General features: G+C 55.1%; 15 protein-coding genes. 11 read left to right on the top strand and 4 right to left on the bottom strand.

Going from position 1 to position 16050, the window contains the following annotated elements; translation table 11 throughout:
• The first annotated feature begins 12 nt into the window (after positions 1 to 12).
• From ABID47_RS20855 to ABID47_RS20885, 7 genes are all read left to right on the top strand, one after another.
• On the top strand, positions 13 to 174 hold the full coding sequence (locus ABID47_RS20855) for a hypothetical protein (RefSeq protein WP_354499543.1): 162 nt from the start codon (positions 13 to 15) through the stop codon (positions 172 to 174).
• Between the two features lie 208 nt (positions 175 to 382).
• Entirely contained in the window at positions 383 to 1015 is a 633-nt protein-coding gene (locus tag ABID47_RS20860) for a TetR/AcrR family transcriptional regulator (RefSeq protein WP_354499545.1), read from the top strand.
• Positions 1016 to 1062: 47 nt separating this feature from the next.
• Positions 1063 to 2544 (top strand): DHA2 family efflux MFS transporter permease subunit, encoded by a 1482-nt coding sequence (locus ABID47_RS20865; RefSeq protein WP_354499547.1) that lies wholly within the window; start codon positions 1063 to 1065, stop codon positions 2542 to 2544.
• Between the two features lie 200 nt (positions 2545 to 2744).
• Positions 2745 to 3308: an NADPH-dependent FMN reductase gene (locus ABID47_RS20870; RefSeq protein WP_145950330.1), complete on the top strand. Its 564-nt coding sequence runs from the start codon at positions 2745 to 2747 to the stop codon at positions 3306 to 3308.
• 478 nt (positions 3309 to 3786) lie between these two features.
• Positions 3787 to 5097: a hemolysin family protein gene (locus ABID47_RS20875; protein ID WP_354499549.1), complete on the top strand. Its 1311-nt coding sequence runs from the start codon at positions 3787 to 3789 to the stop codon at positions 5095 to 5097.
• 2 nt (positions 5098 to 5099) lie between these two features.
• A complete protein-coding gene (locus ABID47_RS20880; protein WP_354499551.1) occupies positions 5100 to 6275 on the top strand; it encodes an AI-2E family transporter in 1176 nt (391 codons plus the stop codon).
• Positions 6276 to 6532: 257 nt separating this feature from the next.
• On the top strand, positions 6533 to 8488 hold the full coding sequence (locus ABID47_RS20885) for an ATP-dependent DNA helicase (RefSeq protein WP_354499553.1): 1956 nt from the start codon (positions 6533 to 6535) through the stop codon (positions 8486 to 8488).
• A 163-nt stretch (positions 8489 to 8651) separates the two neighbouring features.
• Here the strand turns inward: ABID47_RS20885 and ABID47_RS20890 are convergent, their stop codons facing one another.
• The gene (locus ABID47_RS20890) at positions 8652 to 9923 is read right to left on the bottom strand and encodes a serpin family protein (RefSeq protein ID WP_354499555.1); all 1272 of its coding nucleotides are present in this window, start codon (positions 9921 to 9923) and stop codon (positions 8652 to 8654) included.
• A 243-nt stretch (positions 9924 to 10166) separates the two neighbouring features.
• Between ABID47_RS20890 and ABID47_RS20895 the strand changes: the two genes are divergently transcribed.
• Genes ABID47_RS20895 through ABID47_RS20905 form a run of 3 tightly spaced genes read left to right on the top strand, consistent with a single transcriptional unit; the run spans position 10167 to position 12617 of the window.
• Positions 10167 to 10640 (top strand): MarR family winged helix-turn-helix transcriptional regulator, encoded by a 474-nt coding sequence (locus ABID47_RS20895; protein WP_076175964.1) that lies wholly within the window; start codon positions 10167 to 10169, stop codon positions 10638 to 10640.
• 3 nt (positions 10641 to 10643) lie between these two features.
• On the top strand, positions 10644 to 12080 hold the full coding sequence (locus ABID47_RS20900; RefSeq protein WP_354499558.1) for an FAD-binding oxidoreductase: 1437 nt from the start codon (positions 10644 to 10646) through the stop codon (positions 12078 to 12080).
• 3 nt (positions 12081 to 12083) lie between these two features.
• The gene (locus ABID47_RS20905; protein WP_116234282.1) at positions 12084 to 12617 is read left to right on the top strand and encodes an MFS transporter; all 534 of its coding nucleotides are present in this window, start codon (positions 12084 to 12086) and stop codon (positions 12615 to 12617) included.
• A gap of 3 nt (positions 12618 to 12620) precedes the next feature.
• Here the strand turns inward: ABID47_RS20905 and ABID47_RS20910 are convergent, their stop codons facing one another.
• Positions 12621 to 13355 carry a ZIP family metal transporter gene (locus tag ABID47_RS20910; protein WP_145138193.1) on the bottom strand — a complete coding sequence of 245 codons (735 nt, stop codon included), beginning with the start codon at positions 13353 to 13355 and terminating at the stop codon, positions 12621 to 12623.
• Positions 13356 to 13596: 241 nt separating this feature from the next.
• Positions 13597 to 14352 (bottom strand): peptidylprolyl isomerase, encoded by a 756-nt coding sequence (locus tag ABID47_RS20915; RefSeq protein WP_354499560.1) that lies wholly within the window; start codon positions 14350 to 14352, stop codon positions 13597 to 13599.
• A 190-nt stretch (positions 14353 to 14542) separates the two neighbouring features.
• On the opposite strand from ABID47_RS20915, the gene ABID47_RS20920 reads away from it, so the two are divergent.
• Positions 14543 to 15472, top strand: a complete 930-nt coding sequence (locus ABID47_RS20920; RefSeq protein ID WP_354499562.1) for a hypothetical protein — start codon at positions 14543 to 14545, stop codon at positions 15470 to 15472.
• Positions 15473 to 15707: 235 nt separating this feature from the next.
• Here the strand turns inward: ABID47_RS20920 and ABID47_RS20925 are convergent, their stop codons facing one another.
• Positions 15708 to 15995, bottom strand: coding sequence for a hypothetical protein (locus ABID47_RS20925; protein WP_076175948.1), 288 nt, complete (start codon positions 15993 to 15995; stop codon positions 15708 to 15710).
• Positions 15996 to 16050: the final 55 nt, after the last annotated feature.

The following is a 16050-nucleotide window of genomic DNA, read 5'->3' on the forward strand; positions in this document are numbered from 1 at the left end:
CTTGTTTGCTGGATGACCCGGCTCAAGCTCTCAGAAGTGCCGAGCCGGATCGCGTCGCGGCTGAACGGAAGCCGCCGGTTCCGGCTGGAGCTTCAGGCCGATGAAGGCGGGATCGCGCTGTATGGCCGGAATGCCGGCCGTTATCCGCTGGATATCGTGATTCACTGCCAATAACGCAGTCACTTAATAAAGCAATCGCACGATGAAATAGTCGGGAGGCCTGTCAGCATGATGCTGCCAGGCCTTTTTTGTGCCCGACATCCCGGTGCATCCTTATGTATTTTTTTACAGATAAATATTGACAAAGGGGGCGGCCGAGAGTAAATTAAACAACGTATTAAACACTGTTTAAATTTGCTGCATGACAGGAGAGGGGGGGCAGGTGAAAGAACCGATGAAGGAAGACACCGCAGGTCATACCTCAGGAACCGACACCAAACACGATATATTAAAAGCCACCGTCGAGCTGATTCGGGATGAAGGCATTGAGTGTGCCACTTTGCGCCGGATCGCGACCAAGGCGGACACCAACCTCGCGCTGGTCAATTATCACTTCGGCTCGAAGGAAAAGTTGATCACCCAGGCCATCCGTTCCCTTGTGCTGACGTTCGAGGACGTGTTTAACGCGCTGGAAGACGACACGATGCCGGCGAGGGAAAGGCTGAAGCAGTTCTTTTACCGCTATGTCCGCCATCTGCAGGAATACCCGGGGCTGGTGAGACAGATGATCGATCAGACCCGCGTTATTTTCGAGTCGCAGCATGAGTACTCGCATTATTGCAAGGTGATGAAGACCCGGCGGCTGATCGGGACGGTCCGGGAAATTACCGGTGAGGAAGACGACGATAACATCCGGAAGATGCTGATGCAGCTGTACGGGGCGATCTTTTTCCCGGTCATCATGAAGTCCTTTCTGGCCGAAGGCGACGAGGATATGGCCTCAACCATCCATATCGCGCCGCTTGAAGAGCAGATTGACACGTTGTTTGAGCACTATTTTCACCAATACAGCTAGAGTGGAACGGGAAACCAAACTATATATAGAAATGAGTGGAGAGATTTATGTCTAAAACCTTGGCGGGCAATCCCGCCGCAGAAGTTCCATTCTCGCTGAAAAAGATCATTCCGCCCATGCTGGCCATTATCGTCGGTATGATCATGGTCATTCTGGACAGCACCGTGGTCAACGTGGCGGTGCCGAACCTGGTGAGCTACTTTGACACCGACCTGAAGACCATTCAATGGGCGATTACCGGTTATACGTTGGCCCTTTCGGCAGTCATTCCGCTGGCCGGCTGGATGACCGACCGTTTCGGCTCCAAACAGGTTTTCATTGCCACCATCATTATGTTTGTCATCGGATCGGCGCTCTGCTCCATGGCGCAGACGTCGACCCAGCTGATTATTTACCGCGTCATCCAGGGGATTGGCGGGGGCATGGTCGCGCCGATCGGCATGGCGCTGGTCTTTAAGCTCGCTCCTCCGGAGCGCCGCGGCTCGATCATGGGGCTGCTCGGCATTCCGATGCTTCTCGCGCCGGCGCTTGGCCCGATTCTGTCGGGCTGGCTGGTGGAGTATGTGAACTGGCATTGGATCTTCCTGATTAACGTTCCGATCGGGATTGTCGGCGTCATCCTGGGCGTGAAGTTTCTGCCGACAGCGGATCGGCAGCAGACTCCGCACCTCGATTTGATCGGCATGATTCTGGCTCCGATCGCCTTCGCCATGCTGGCTTACGGCGTCAATGAGGGAGGCAGCGTGAGCTGGTCCTCGACCGGCGCATTGACCGGGCTCATCGTCGGCGGGGCAGCCCTGCTGATTTTTATCGCCGTGGAGCTTCGGCAGAAGAACCCGCTGCTGGAGCTGCGCGTCTTCGGCTCCTCGGATTTTACCCGGGGCATCATTCTCTCCTGGATCATGCAGGCGGCCTTGTTCGGCTCGATGCTGTTCGTTCCGCTGTACCTGCAGCAGATCCGCCAGTTTACGCCGCTGGAGACCGGCTTCATCCTGCTCCCGCAGGCGCTGGCTTCCGGGATCGGCATGCCGATCGGCGGGAAGTTCTTCGATAAATACGGCGCCCGTCCGGTGGCGATTATCGGCCTTCTCCTCATTTCGGCAGCGCTGTTCAGCCTGTCGCATATTACGGCCGACACGTCGCTGTGGAGTATCATGCCGCTGCTCTTCATGCTCGGATTCGGCATGGGCTTGTCGATGATGCCGCTCAATACCCACGTGCTGAACGCCGCACCGCGCAAGCTGGTGAACCGGGTGACGCCGCTGACCGCCGCTGCCCAGCAGGTCGTCGTGTCCTTTGCGGTCGCCGGCATGTCAGGCTACCTGATCAGCCGCACCACCGCTCATGCGAGCCATGGAGGCAATCCGCTGAACGCGGCAGTGCAGGGTTTTGACGATGTGTTCTTCCTGGCCTCCTGCTTTGCGATCGTCGGCGTGGTGCTGTGCCTCATTCTGCGCAGACCGAAGCCGGCCGCCGCGGATGCCACAGACGGAAGCCAGCCGGATCCGTCGCTGATGATCAGCCACTGATCGGCAAATCTTCGAATACATGTCTATACGGGAACCCGGAATTCTCCTTGATGAGAGAGGCCGGGTTCCCTCTTTTTTGGAAAAATTTGATGTTCACCCGTCGAATTCTGTCGTATCATGAAGCTAGGGCCCTTTACGGGCACGGAGCGTGCTGCGATATCCCTTACTTCTATACTTACGATAAAAAGGAGAAATCGATCATGTCTGAACGTTTTCATATCGTGGGGATTTCCGGAAGTCTCCGCAAGCATTCCCACAATACACAGCTGCTTCATAACGCTGCAGCGCTTCTGCCGGAGGATTTTCGCTTCACGCTTGCCGATATTTCAGTACTTCCTTTATACAATCAAGATTTGGAAAGTGAACTGCCGGAAGCGGTGAAGCAGTTTGCCGAGCTGCTGCATTCGGGGAATGGCTTTTTGATCAGCTCGCCGGAATATAACGGGCAGCTGTCAGGCGCGTTGAAGAATGCGCTGGATTGGGCTTCAAGACCGGCCCTTCAAACGCCGCTGGCCCAGAAACCGGTAGCGCTTATGGGCGCCACGCCGGGCATGGGTGGTACGGGCAGAGCCCAGGTTGGCATACGCTCGCTTTTGTTTGCGCTCAATATGGATTCGGTGAACCGGCCGGAATTTCTGCTCCCGCAATCGCATACCAAATTTGACGAGTCCGGTGCGCTGACGGACCCGATGGCCCAGCAGATTATGCAGCAGCTCGTGGACAATTTGGTCACCAAAATCAAGAAGCATGCCAACGAACAGTAAGTAAAGCCAGCCGGCCTTGCACGTTGATTGCAAGCAAGCTGATATCGGCCTATTCCCGGTAAGCCTTCCCGTTCAACGGAGCTTCGGGTTTCTACGCTGCGGTCAAGCATCGGGGACGGAATACTTAACAACGGGCCGCTGACAAAGGCCTGTCCAATAAGGGATATGGATGAATCGCTTCGTGCACGCCGTAGGGGTGTCCGTTTACAGGGCGGGAATGGCTTCGGTACACGGGGAGCGCCGTGATGGTTGGAGCCTTTTGTTTTTTAGGAGTCGCTTGAAACCTGAACCCGGGTTTCTGCGTATTACCTAGTTATCCAGCATTTTGCGATGAACCTGTTTCAGCGGGCCGCCACATGGTAAATGAATGGGAGGGCATAGTTCTGCCCCGTTTGCTGCCTTAGCGGCAGAAGGTGAAGCTTCCTGCAGAATGCCGGATGGAATCATCGAGACTACTTTATAAGGAGAAGATGTAGAAGTGGAAAGTGACAGGTATGTGTTAAATTTGGTTTTGGTTGCATTACTGATCGGTTTGTCGGCCTTTTTCGTTGCGGTGGAGTTTGCCGTGATCCGTGTGCGGGGAAGCCGGGTCGATCAGCTGATCGCCGAAGGGCGCAAGGGCGCAAAGGCTGTGAAGAAGGTTATCGACAATCTGGACGGATATTTGTCCGCGTGCCAGCTCGGGATTACGATTACATCACTCTGTCTTGGTTTCCTCGGGGAGCCGACCGTAGAGAAGATTCTTACCCCGGTGTTTGAGAAATGGCATATGCCTGAAGCGTTAGGCCATTTTCTGTCTCTGCTGATTGCCTTTACGGTCATTACGTACCTGCACGTCGTTATTGGCGAATTGGCGCCGAAAACAGTGGCCATCCGCAAAGCGGAGACCGTTGCCCTGCTGACGGCGACACCCATTATCTGGTTTAACAAAATCATGTACCCGTTCATTTGGCTGCTGAATGGATCGGCGAACCAGCTGGTCCGATTGTTTGGCGTAAAGCCCGCTTCCGAGCATGAGGAGGCCCACTCCGAGGAGGAGCTTCAGATTATTCTGAGCGAGAGCCATGAGAGTGGAAAAATCAACGATAACGAATTCGGTTATGTCAGCCGGATTTTTGCGTTCGACAACATGCTGGCTAAGGAAATTATGGTACCGCGTACGGACATGATCTGTTTGGACAAAGACAAGTCGCGGTCTGAAAATATGAAAATTATTAAAGAACAGCAGTACTCCAGATTTCCGCTTATCGACGGAAGCAAGGATAATGTTATCGGCATCATTAATACGAAGCAATTTTTCCTGGCTTATGAAGAAAACGAAGAGCTGGATGTGGCGAACCTGATCCATCCGGTGATGGCGGTATCCGAAGTGACGCCTGTCAATGTGCTGCTGCAGCGGATGCAGAAGGAAGCGACGCATATGGCGATTCTGATCGATGAATACGGCGGAACTTCCGGTCTTGTCACGATCGAGGACATTATTGAAGAGATCGTCGGCGAAATTCGCGACGAGTTCGATAAGGACGAAGTCGAGGACGTTCAGGAGATCGGCGAGCAGCATCTGATTGTGGACGGCAAAGTATCAATTTCAATGATCAATGATTATTTCTTTATGGATCTGGATACAAAGGAATGGGATACGATCGGCGGCTGGCTGTACAGCCAGATCAGCGAAATGGCGGAAGGCGAGACGTTCGTGTACGATGGAACGGCCTTCACTCTGCTGGAGCGGGATCATAACCGCTACTGCCGCATCGAAATCAAGAAGATCAAGATGAGTGAGGAATAAATATGGACAATCCGGTGAATTGGGCAAGCCGTTTTAAGCGGTTTTTACTAAATAACAGATTTGTATTGTTTATGCTGGTGCTGTTGCTCCTGGGACTGAACATTCTGGTTCTCACCAAGATTTCATTCGTATTCGAGCCGGTGATCGTCCTGGTCAAAACCGTCGTGCTGCCGCTCATTCTCGCCGGAATTGCGTATTATTTGCTCAATCCGATTGTGGATTTTATGGAAAAGCGGAAGGTGAAGCGCCTGCACACCATTCTGCTGCTGTACGTCTTCATTATCGGCATGCTTGCCGCGCTCGTGACGCTGGTCATCCCGGTCATCCGGGAGCAGATCATGGATTTGGTGAACAATTTCCCGGGCTACGCCGAGATTGCCCGCATCAAGGTCGAAGAACTGATGGGAAGCAATCTGGTCAGCGATCTGCAGGAGACCGTGTCGTTCGATCCGCAGGAGCTGATGAAAACCGTCTCGGAGAAAGGCTCGGAATTTCTGAACCGCACCTGGACGGGGCTTGGCGGATTCGTGGGCGGTCTGATTGAAGTGGTTCTGGCCATCGTGACACTGCCGTTCATTCTGTTCTACCTGCTGAAGGACGGCAAACGGCTGCCGGGTTACATTTTACACTTTGTGCCGACGCGGCTGCGCGGGGAAACCTCGCGGGTCATGAAAGAAATGAACCATCAGATCAGCTCTTATATCCGCGGGCAGATCATCGTCAGCTGCTGTATCGGGGTGCTGCTGTTTGCCGGGTATATCATTATCGGCTTGAAGTATTCGCTGATTCTGGCGATCATCGCTGCATGCACCAGCGTCGTCCCGTATCTGGGACCGGCGATCGCCATTACGCCGGCACTCATCGTTGCGGTCGTCACCTCGCCGATCATGCTGCTCAAGATGGTGATCGTCTGGACCGTCGTCCAGCTCATCGAAGGGAAGTTCATTTCCCCGCAAATTATGGGCAAGACGCTGAAAATTCATCCGATCACGATTATTTTCGTCATTTTGACGAGCGGCAACTTGTTTGGCATCGTCGGCATTCTGCTTGCGGTGCCGGGATATGCCGTGCTGAAGGTCGTCGTATCCCATTTGTACCGCTGGTTTCGGGTGCGCTCGGGGCTTTACGAGCCCGAACCCCCGCCGGCGGTTGCAGCGGGGGACTCCCGGGAGCCGTGATGGCGAGAGCCGCTCGAGAGCCGCTATAAAAAATCAAGTTTTGCTGCAGATGACGTACGTCATAAGGCGTGGAACGACTTTGCTTGCCTAAATCAAAGAAATGGGCCGTCCCCCGGATGTATGGGTCCGAAGGGGGCGGCTTTAATTTTTTGACCGCCCCATTGTAATTCGGGAGGGAGCATGTGATAATGGGTTGTTCGCCTTCCCGAAAGTGGAGGCGGCTGCATTTATGAGTAGCTTGGAGGGAACCAAAAGACGTGGAGCGGTATCCTTTTACGTATGATCCAAAGCGGCCTTTCGTCCAGCAAGCAGGCGAATGGGTCGCCGATGTGTTTTATGATGTGCTGCCGGAAGCGGGCTTTGAAATCCGCGACGAGCAGATTTATATGGCTTTTCAGCTGGAGAAGGCTTTTGCCGAGAAGAAAACGATATTTGCCGAGGCAGGGGTCGGAACGGGCAAGACGCTGGTGTACTTGCTCTATTCCGTATGCTACGCGCGGTATACCCGCAGACCTGCGGTTATCGCCTGCGCCGACGAGTCGCTCATCGAGCAGCTGGTGAAGCCGGAGGGCGATATTGCGAAATTGGCCCGCCACCTGGGGCTTCATATCGATGCCCGGCTGGGCAAGTCGCCTGACCAGTACCTCTGCCTGCGCAAGCTGGACGATGTCCGGCTGCGGGACGAAGAAGGGGTGCGCTGGGACGACTTGGCCGCCGGCCTGCCGGATTTCGTGTATTCTACCGCGCCGATGCAGTCCTTTCATGCTTACGGGGACCGGAAGGGATACCCGGAGTTAACCGATGAGGAATGGAGCCGGATTAACTGGGATCCGTTCCAGGACTGCTTCACCTGCGACCGCCGCCACCGCTGCGGCCAGACGCTGTCGCGGGATCACTACCGCCAGGCGGCGGACCTGATCATCTGCTCGCATGATTATTACATGGAGCATGTATGGACTTACGAGGGCCGGAAGCGGGAGGGGCAGCTGCCCCTGCTGCCGGAGCACTGCGCCGTCGTCTTCGACGAAGGGCATCTGCTCGAATCGGCCGCCATGAAGGCCCTCAGCTACAAAATGAAGCATGTCGTGTTTGAGGAACTCATCACGAGGCTGCTTCAGGGCGAGATCCGCGAATCGCTGGCGGTGCTGATCGACGAGGCGATCGTGCAGAGCGAAGCGATGTTCGCGGCATTCGGCCGGCAGAGCCGCAGCGTGGCCGGCTCCGACCGGAAGGAAATCGTGCTGGACGGCGCGCTGCTCACCGAGGTGCACCGGTTCCGTTCGCTCCTCACCTCGATCGAGGAGGAGCTCGTGTTTGAGAGTGAGCTGTACACGCTGAACGAGTACGAGCTCCGGATCGTGGAGGAGCACCTGGAAATGATGCAGAAGGCGCTCCATCTGTTCGAGCGCTCCGAGGCGCTGATCTGCTGGGCCGTCGACGGACCGGACGGGCTGACGCTGTCGATCATGCCGAGAACGGTCAAGGAGGTGCTGCAGGAGGAGGTATTCGGCGCGAAGATGCCGATCGTGTTCTCCTCAGCTACCTTGTCGGTTCAGGGCTCGTTCGATTACGTGGCGGACAGCCTTGGCATTGAGAGCTTTCTCTCCTTCTCCGTACCGTCCCCGTACGATTACACGGATCAGATGAAGGTGCTGACCCCGGCGGATTCCAGGTCGACGGCCGATTTTAACGGAAAGCTGGAAGCCGCCGCCCGCCTTCTCCGCGAATCCGGGGGCCGGGCACTGATCCTGTTTAACGGCAGGGAGGAGCTGCGGCGGTTTAAGAAGGAGCTTGCCGCAGGCACGGTTGAGGTGCCTGACGTTCCGTTTTACTTCGAAGGGGACCAGGAGATCAGCCATCTGATCTCCGCCTTCCAGCGCGAGGAGACCAGCGTGTTATGCGCGGTCAGCCTGTGGGAGGGACTGGACGTGCCCGGACCGGCGCTCTCGAACGTGATCGTCTGGTCGCTGCCGTTCCCGCCGCATGATCCGGTGTTTACGGCCAAGCGCAAAGAATCGGCAGCGCCATTCGAAGAGGTGGACATGCCGTATATGCTGCTTCGGCTACGCCAGGGCATCGGCCGGCTGATCCGCTCCCGCGAGGACCGGGGCGTCGTCGCCATCCTGGGCGAAGAGCTTGCCGGCAGCACGCCCGTACGGGAGCAAGTGCTGGCAGTGCTGCCCGAAGGCGTCACGCTGCAGGCGTTGTCTTAACCTGCAGAGTCTTAGCCGGGTTCAAAGTCGCTCCGGAAACGCCAATTGCCTCATGTTGTTGATCCCGTTAATTTTTCATGAGGTGAACCAACTGCCCATGTTTAAAAGCCAACCCCAGCTGATTCTGGAAGGGGTTGGCTTTTTTGTCTGGTGCGCGAGCCGGTCATTCGGGATCGTTCACCGAGCCGATAAACAGCCAGGCATGGGTCTGTGTGTCCTCAATAGCTAGGAAGAACGGCCGGTTCACCGTCATTTCGTGAATTTTTACCGGCATAGAGCCGGATTCTTCGCTGATGACCGTTGCCGCAGCAGCCTCGGTTCCCTTTTCGTTTACGTCGAGCACCATCCGGTGCAGAACCTTGGACAGGAAGAGGGGGCGAATGTCGGCCATATGGGAAAAGTCGGCAGCATCCGGCTGGAAGGCCTGCTTCATGCCGAGCCGGATGAGCGGATCATTCAAGTCGCTTCCGTACTCGGCCTTGAACCGGGGCAGCCCAAGCTGCACGGATGCCTCGTCAAAGGGCTGCTGCCACGGAGCGGGGTCTGCCCATAGCTGCTGCTCCAATTGGTCCAGCGAAGAGCTGGCGGCGGGGAGGATGACCAGCATATCCATGCGGCCGTCTCCGTAAGGAAGGCGGACGGCCTGCCAATCGGGTGTCTCCTTGTACGGCAGCATGTTGGCGGTATGCATCATCGGCAGCGTCCGGACGCCGCCGTCAGCCAGCGTAAACGGTTCGTCTTTTGTGTATTCCGGATTAAACGGATCGGTCCATGATCCGTTGAAATAAATCGCGTTGGCTAGCACTGCAATGGTCGTTGGCGACAGCGGCTGCCCCAGCATTTTCTCGATTTTGCCCTCGGTTTCCTTGCTGATCCAGCGGTTGATCGTCTGCACGGACTTGTCGGAAGCGAAATCGACCTCCTGAACCTCGGCCCCGTAGCTCTCCTTTCCTGCCTGGATAAAAGAGTCCTTGAACGGAACGCCCTGCTGATGCCAGATCGCATTGGCGATGTTCAGCCGGACGCCGGAATCTTCCCCTTCCAGCAGCCTGGACAAAATGGCGTTCCCCTCGTTCATTTCGTTAAGCGGCATGTCCTTCAGCCCCAATACGGAGGCCATTTCGCGTGCCGTCGTGCCGGCGCTGCCGTTGTATGCGATGGACAGGGCCGTCCAGATGCTGTAGGGGGAGAGAAGGACATTGTCTCCGGCTTCGGCCTGCCCGGCCAGTTCGCGGTGGAGCTGCAGTCCCAGGCGGTTGTGGGCGGAGATGAGGGCAGGATCGATTTTGCCTGCCTCCTGCTTCCGGGCCGTTAGCGAGATCGGAGGAGTCGGATTGCTGCGTTGGTCCCGGCCGCCTTCTTCCTGCTTCGAGCATGCTGATAATGCCAGCAGGAGCAGGGCGAGCAGCAGCGGCAGCGTTTTGGTCTTTGGCATGGATGGTTAGCCCCCTTATCGGTGGAATCAGCAACCTTTGCACTAAAAAGTGGAAAAAACCGGCGTTACCTACCAGACGTTTCCGGGCCAGTGGAAGTTGCGCCCAAAGCCCATTTCATGATGGAAGCGGTGCCACTTCCCGGAATTTGATTCACGCATCTCGGGAACGGTATAATGGGAATGCTTTGAAGTCAATCTAACTGACCAATTTATTCCTTTAAGACAGCAAGGAGTTGTACAACCATGTCCAAAACGTTCCCATATAATCAAGATTTGGCTTCCCTGTTATCGCTCTCCTTCAGCGCGATGAACCAGGAGCTCCATAACCGCCTGAAGGAGGCGGGGTTCGGCGATGTGCGGCCGGCGCACAGCTTTTTGTTCCAAGGCTTGATGCCGGATGGGGCGACAGCCAAGACGCTCGTAGCGCACCTGGGCATATCGAAGCAGGCGGTCAGCCAAATGCTCGACTACCTGGAAGAGTGCGGCTATGTCGCACGCAAGCCCCACCCTTCCGACGGCCGGGGCAAGATGGTTGTCCTGACCGAACGCGGCTGGTCGCTGGTACGGACGAAAGAGAACATCTACAAAGAGATTGAGCAGCGCTGGGCCCGGATGATCGGAAGCGACCATATGAAGACGCTGCAGCAGGATTTGAAGCACATTATCGAAAACGTCAACGAAGAGGATCTACAGCACCCACTGCGCCCCGTGTGGTAGGCGATGGCGAAGAGGGGAGCGGTGCTGCTGCTGTTGGTCATTCTTTGCGTGTATGAATATATCCGCACCGATACGCCGGACCAGAACCCTTATCTCATTACCGACTACAGCCGGCTTCATCCCGTTAAGGTTGACAGGGTGGTCAAAGGCAAGGAGGAGGAGCAGCTGGTCCGGCTGCTTCAGGAGGCAAAGGAGAAGCACCTTACCGTATCCATTGCGGGCCAGCGTCACAGTCAGGGAGGGCATACCTATTACAAGGACGGGATTGTCATCGATATGACCGATTACAACCGGGTCCTGTCGGTCGATCCGGATCAGCGGCAAATCCGTGTACAGGCCGGGGCCACATGGGAGCAGGTTCAGAAAGCCGTTAATCCGTACCATTTGTCCGTGAAGACGATGCAGTCGCAAAATATATTTACCGTTGGCGGCTCCATTAGCGTAAATGCGCATGGACGCGACATCCGAAGCGGTTCCCTGATCGGCAGCGTGGATTCGTTTCGGCTGCTGACCGCAGACGGTCAAATCCGCAGTGTCAGCAGAGAAGAGAACCCGGAATTATTTCGGCTGGCGCTCGGCGGGTACGGCCTGTTCGGCATTATCCTGGATGTGACGCTGAATTTGACGGAAGATGAAGTTTACCGGATGGAGAATGAGGCGATAAAGGTTGAGGATTACAGCCGGTATTTTCAGGAGAATGTACTTGGCGATCCCGATGTGACAATGCATATTGCTAGAATTTCAGTTGCCCCGGACCGCTTCATGACGGACATGTATGCGATCAATTATACGGCAGATCCTGCGCTTCCGCTGGAAGATTACAATAAGCTCCGGACCCGCGAGCAGGGCGTCATTCCTAGCAAAATGATGTTCAGTCTGAACCGGAGCAGCGATTGGGGAAAGAACGCATTCTGGTCTTTGCAGAAGCTGTATTTTACCAAGCAGCAAAATAAGGCGATCAGCCGAAACAATGCCATGCGCTCCGAGAGCGAATTTATGGAATACGGCCAGCCCGGTGCGAATGATCTGCTGCAGGAGTATTTTATTCCGGTGAATCAGTTTGCGGATTTCGTTCACGGGATGAAAGATATCGTGCGCGATCACAAGCTTAATTTGCTGAATATTACCGTCCGTTATGTCCAGGAAGATCGCGAAGCCGTTCTCTCCTATGCCCAAAAAGATATGTTTGCCCTTGTATGCCTGTTTCACGTACCGTTATCGGAGCAAGGGCAGGCGCAAGTAAGGGAAGGAATTCGGGATCTGATCGATGAAGTGGAGTATGAGGGGGGAACCTATTATCTGCCTTATGCGGCATACCCTACGGTCGAGCAGTTTAGACGGGCCTATCCGGAGTACGACGATTTTTTTCGGAAAAAGGATGAGTATGATCCACAGCACCTTTTTATGAACTATTTTTATGAACAATACAAAGGGGAGTAGGCCATGAACATGAGGTGGCTGATCCGTTCCCAAAGCATGGTGACGCTTGCTTCCGGCATGATTTATCCTTATTATCTCTTGTTTCTGAAAAATCTGGGCAACAGCTATGCCAAATACGGCCTGGCTTTTGCGGTGTTTACGATCAGCTCCGCGGCGTTCTCCCAATGGTTAGCTCCAAGGATCGACCATAGCGGACACCGGGTGCTGCTCATCAGCTCCCTTGGCATGATGCTGGCGATGCTGGCATTCCCCTGGGTCGAATCTTATGCGTGGGTACTGTTTCTCCAACTGGTAATGGGGTGCTGCAGCGCGATGCAAAAGATGAGCGAACGCCTGCTGCTTGCCGATCATACAGTCCAAGGGGAGCGGGGGCCTGTGATTGGTTCCTATCATTTCTGGACCTCAGCCGCATCCGGCTTCGCTGTCATTCTCGGCGGTTACCTGATCGACTGGCTGACGATCGACGCCTTATTTTATGCCAGTGCCTTCATGTATGGAATCAGTGCCTGGGCGGTTTGGAAAATGCGAAAGCCATGACGCTTAACCCAGCAAATGCGTCATGGCAATCATGGAGAGCAGGCCGAAAATAAAAGAAAAGGTCGAAGCCCGCTCGTTGCCGTCCCCGTGGCTCTCCGGAATGAGCTCTTTGTATACGACGAACAGCATGGCGCCGGCGGCAAAAGCCAATCCGTACGGGACGATACCGGCGAAGGAAGCGGTAAATTTCAGCCCGGCCCAGCAGGAGAGAAACTCCAGCCCGCCCGTAAGCGCGGCGAGAAGAAAGGCGTACCGCCTTCGCATGCCGTGCGTAACGAGGTAGAGTGCGGTCAGAAAGCCTTCGGGGATGTTTTGCAGGCCGATGCTCAGCGCCACGATCGTCCCCAGCTCCTGGTTGGGACTGCCGTAGCTGACACCAACCGACAGCCCTTCGGGTAAATTGTGCAGCGCCATGGCCGACAGAAACATCCAGGATCCCGTCTGCGTGCTGTCGCTCCGCTTGATATCATGGGCCGGGTCCGTGTGTGGGATGAGCAGCTCCATCAGGGTCAAGGTCATCGTACCAAGGAGGATGCCGATCGTCAGCACCCATAGGTTCGACAGCTTGAGGGAGGACGGAATCAGCCCGTACGTCGAGGCGGCGACCATGATACCTGCCGTGAAAGCGAGCAGGCTGTCTCTGCCCCGGTGGCTGATATTCGAAAACAGCAGGGCGGGAAGGGCTCCCGCCGCCGTACATAGGGAAGTCGCGAGGCTTCCCAGAATCATTGCGTTCACACAGGCCTCCTGCTGCCAGCGGCTGAGATGCTTTGGTTTCTCCCGAGTTTTAATCCGGTTAACCTCCACAGCCGTCGGGCTTGTTCTTGTTTAATTTACAATATGAACAAGCCTGCTGAAGCATGACCTGGACAGGAGATTTATGCGCGGTCAAACAAAGAACCGTCCACCCACAGGGGCGAACGGTTCTTTGTTGTATCATGATGTGCTGCGCCGTACAAGCGTACGGCTTCGCACAGGTTTATTTTTCAGTAATCGTGACGCCGTCGATCGTAACTTTTTCGGTCGGGGTGCTTTCCTCGCCGCTAGGTCCGACGGTGACCGGGGTTTTGGCGATCTTCATCACGACATCCATACCCTTTGTGACTTTACCGAAAATGGTGTAGTTCGGCTGTTGGTTCAGATAATCGCTGTCCGCACCGGTACAAATAAAGAACTGGCTGCCGTTCGTATCCGGTCCGGCGTTTGCCATGGCGACGATGCCCGGCTCGTATTTATAATTCGTTTTCTCATCCTCAAAAGAGTATCCCGGTCCGCCGGAGCCTGTTCCGGTCGGGTCACCGGTCTGTACCATGAACGTTTCGATGATCCGGTGGAAAATGACCCCATTGTAAAAGCCTTCCTTGGACAGGAACACGAAGTTGTTGACCGTCTTCGGCGCGTCCTTGGCGAACAGCTCGATCGTAAACGTGCCTTTGGACGTTTTGACTTCTGCCTCGTACTTTTTGTTCTGGTCGATCTGCATGGCAGGCGGGCTTGTCCAGCTCTTCTGCTGCTGACCGGAAGCCGAGGTCGAGCTGTCCGTGGAGGAATCCGATCCTGTCGTGCCGGACGATGACGAATTGCCGGCAGTCTGGTCCGTCGTCTGCTCTGTAGCTTGTCCTCCGGATGTGTCCTTCGATGCGTCCTCGTCGCTGTTTTTCTTGCCGCATCCGCCAAGCGCAAGCGCCGCTGTCAGCACGAGCACGAGCGGAAGCGTAAATGTCTTCAGTTTCATGAAATTGAGGTTCACTCCTTTGTGCAATCTGGTTTAATCATAGCGATTTTTGCGGATAAAATCCACTTTGGCAGAGCTTGGTCACGTAAGGCTTTTGCTGCATGCTGAACATTCCATGAAACTTCGCGGCGCGCTATGACGTTTATTACATATAACAACTGATCGCAAGACTGGAAACGGAGGGAACGTGATGTTTGAAGAAGCCAACCGTCAGTTGACCAAGCTGAAAGAGGACATCCGGAACAAAACGAAGTATGAAAGCCGGATACAGGAACTGTCGCGGGAACTGAGAGAACAGCAGGACGAAGCCGAGCGCTGGAAGCTCAGGCTTGCCGATGAGGAGAAGGACGTGGAGCGTCTGACAGGGACTTCGCTCTCCGGTTTGTTTTACAGCATGATCGGCCGGAAAGAGGAGAAGCTGGAGCGGGAGCAGCTGGAAGTGCTGGAGGTCAAGGCGAAATACGATATGGCTGCACGCAGCGTGGTTGATATCCAAAACGAACTGCAGGAGCTGGAGCGGAAGTTCCAGGAGGTTCGTTACGCGGAGTTTGAATATGAGAAGATTCTGGACGAGAAAGAAAAAGTGATTTTACAGAACAACGCCGAACTGGCGGGACTCGCCGAAGAGCAGGCCGACCTGTCGGTCCAGCTCAAGGAATTGAAAGAAGCGGTGCGTGCGGGCGAGGCCGTATTGGAGGATCTGGAGCGGGCGGATGACAGTCTGGGCTCGGCCGGGAATTGGGGCACCTACGACATGCTCGGCGGCGGCATGATCTCCACACATATGAAGCACAGCCGTATTGACGAGGCGATGGAGCACATTGAATCAGCGCAGTTCAGCCTGCGCCGGTTCGGCAAAGAGCTGAAAGACGTGCAGATGGCGCTGGATATCGAAATCGGGATCGGAAGCTTTCTGAAATTTTCCGATTATTTCTTCGACGGCTTTATATCCGACTGGCTCGTGCAGGGGAGAATCCGGGATACTCAGGACGAGGTGCAGGAGAAAATATCCGAGGTTGAGCGGATTGTCCGCCGCTTGGAGGGGGAGTATTCACGCCTCGATACCCGGCTGACCGATACGAAGCGGAAATACGAGTCGATCATTGAGTTGGCGGATTAGCATCACACGCTGTAAAAGAGCGCTATGTTGAACGAAATATCATAAGCGCATGAAAAGAAGCCGCCGGTCTCTGCTCGAAAGGAGCAGGCCGGGCGGCTTTTCATTTGACTAACGTATTAACCTTGGCATAAAAGGCGCTGCCACATTTCCAACATAGAAGTAAATGTGAAGTACATCTATTTTGCAGCAGCCAATGAATAGATCAACAGCGAATGCACCGCCAGCGCTAAAAGCTCTAAGGTGAAGGCTTCCACTCCACACTCTGCAGCAGCTGATGCTTCATCAGCGCCAGCACGAAGTCCACGTAGTATTCCTTCCGTACGATCGCACCGTACTCGTGATTTTTATAGACATAAAACAAGGCGTCCGTGTAGATATCATTGTCCTCGAAAAAGCGTCTGATCTGCTTGAGCCGAGCCAGATAAGGCTCTTCCTGCAGCAGCCGGATGCGGAACTCCGCGTCCTGCTCGTTGACGCTTTCCGTAATCTGAATGATGCTCGGGTCGTAACGATACTCCAGCATAAGTTGATCCTCCTTCGCACGTGTCAATTTGCGCTGCTTCCAGGGGCTGTCATGT

It is taken from the genome of Paenibacillus favisporus (genome assembly GCF_040545415.1).
Taxonomy (GTDB): Bacteria; Bacillota; Bacilli; order Paenibacillales; family Paenibacillaceae; genus Paenibacillus_AQ; species Paenibacillus_AQ favisporus.

What these genes read in the sequence shown, in the direction of transcription:
- ABID47_RS20895 (WP_076175964.1), top strand. Translation starts at nt 10,167, where the DNA reads ATGTCCAAAACGTTCCCATATAATCAAGATTTGGCTTCCCTGTTATCG.
- ABID47_RS20865 (WP_354499547.1), top strand. Translation starts at nt 1,063, where the DNA reads ATGTCTAAAACCTTGGCGGGCAATCCCGCCGCAGAAGTTCCATTCTCG.
- ABID47_RS20915 (WP_354499560.1), bottom strand. Translation starts at nt 14,352, where the DNA reads ATGAAACTGAAGACATTTACGCTTCCGCTCGTGCTCGTGCTGACAGCG.
- ABID47_RS20925 (WP_076175948.1), bottom strand. Translation starts at nt 15,995, where the DNA reads ATGCTGGAGTATCGTTACGACCCGAGCATCATTCAGATTACGGAAAGC.
- ABID47_RS20905 (WP_116234282.1), top strand. Translation starts at nt 12,084, where the DNA reads ATGAACATGAGGTGGCTGATCCGTTCCCAAAGCATGGTGACGCTTGCT.
- ABID47_RS20900 (WP_354499558.1), top strand. Translation starts at nt 10,644, where the DNA reads ATGGCGAAGAGGGGAGCGGTGCTGCTGCTGTTGGTCATTCTTTGCGTG.
- ABID47_RS20880 (WP_354499551.1), top strand. Translation starts at nt 5,100, where the DNA reads ATGGACAATCCGGTGAATTGGGCAAGCCGTTTTAAGCGGTTTTTACTA.
- ABID47_RS20890 (WP_354499555.1), bottom strand. Translation starts at nt 9,923, where the DNA reads ATGCCAAAGACCAAAACGCTGCCGCTGCTGCTCGCCCTGCTCCTGCTG.
- ABID47_RS20870 (WP_145950330.1), top strand. Translation starts at nt 2,745, where the DNA reads ATGTCTGAACGTTTTCATATCGTGGGGATTTCCGGAAGTCTCCGCAAG.
- ABID47_RS20855 (WP_354499543.1), top strand. Translation starts at nt 13, where the DNA reads ATGACCCGGCTCAAGCTCTCAGAAGTGCCGAGCCGGATCGCGTCGCGG.
- ABID47_RS20920 (WP_354499562.1), top strand. Translation starts at nt 14,543, where the DNA reads ATGTTTGAAGAAGCCAACCGTCAGTTGACCAAGCTGAAAGAGGACATC.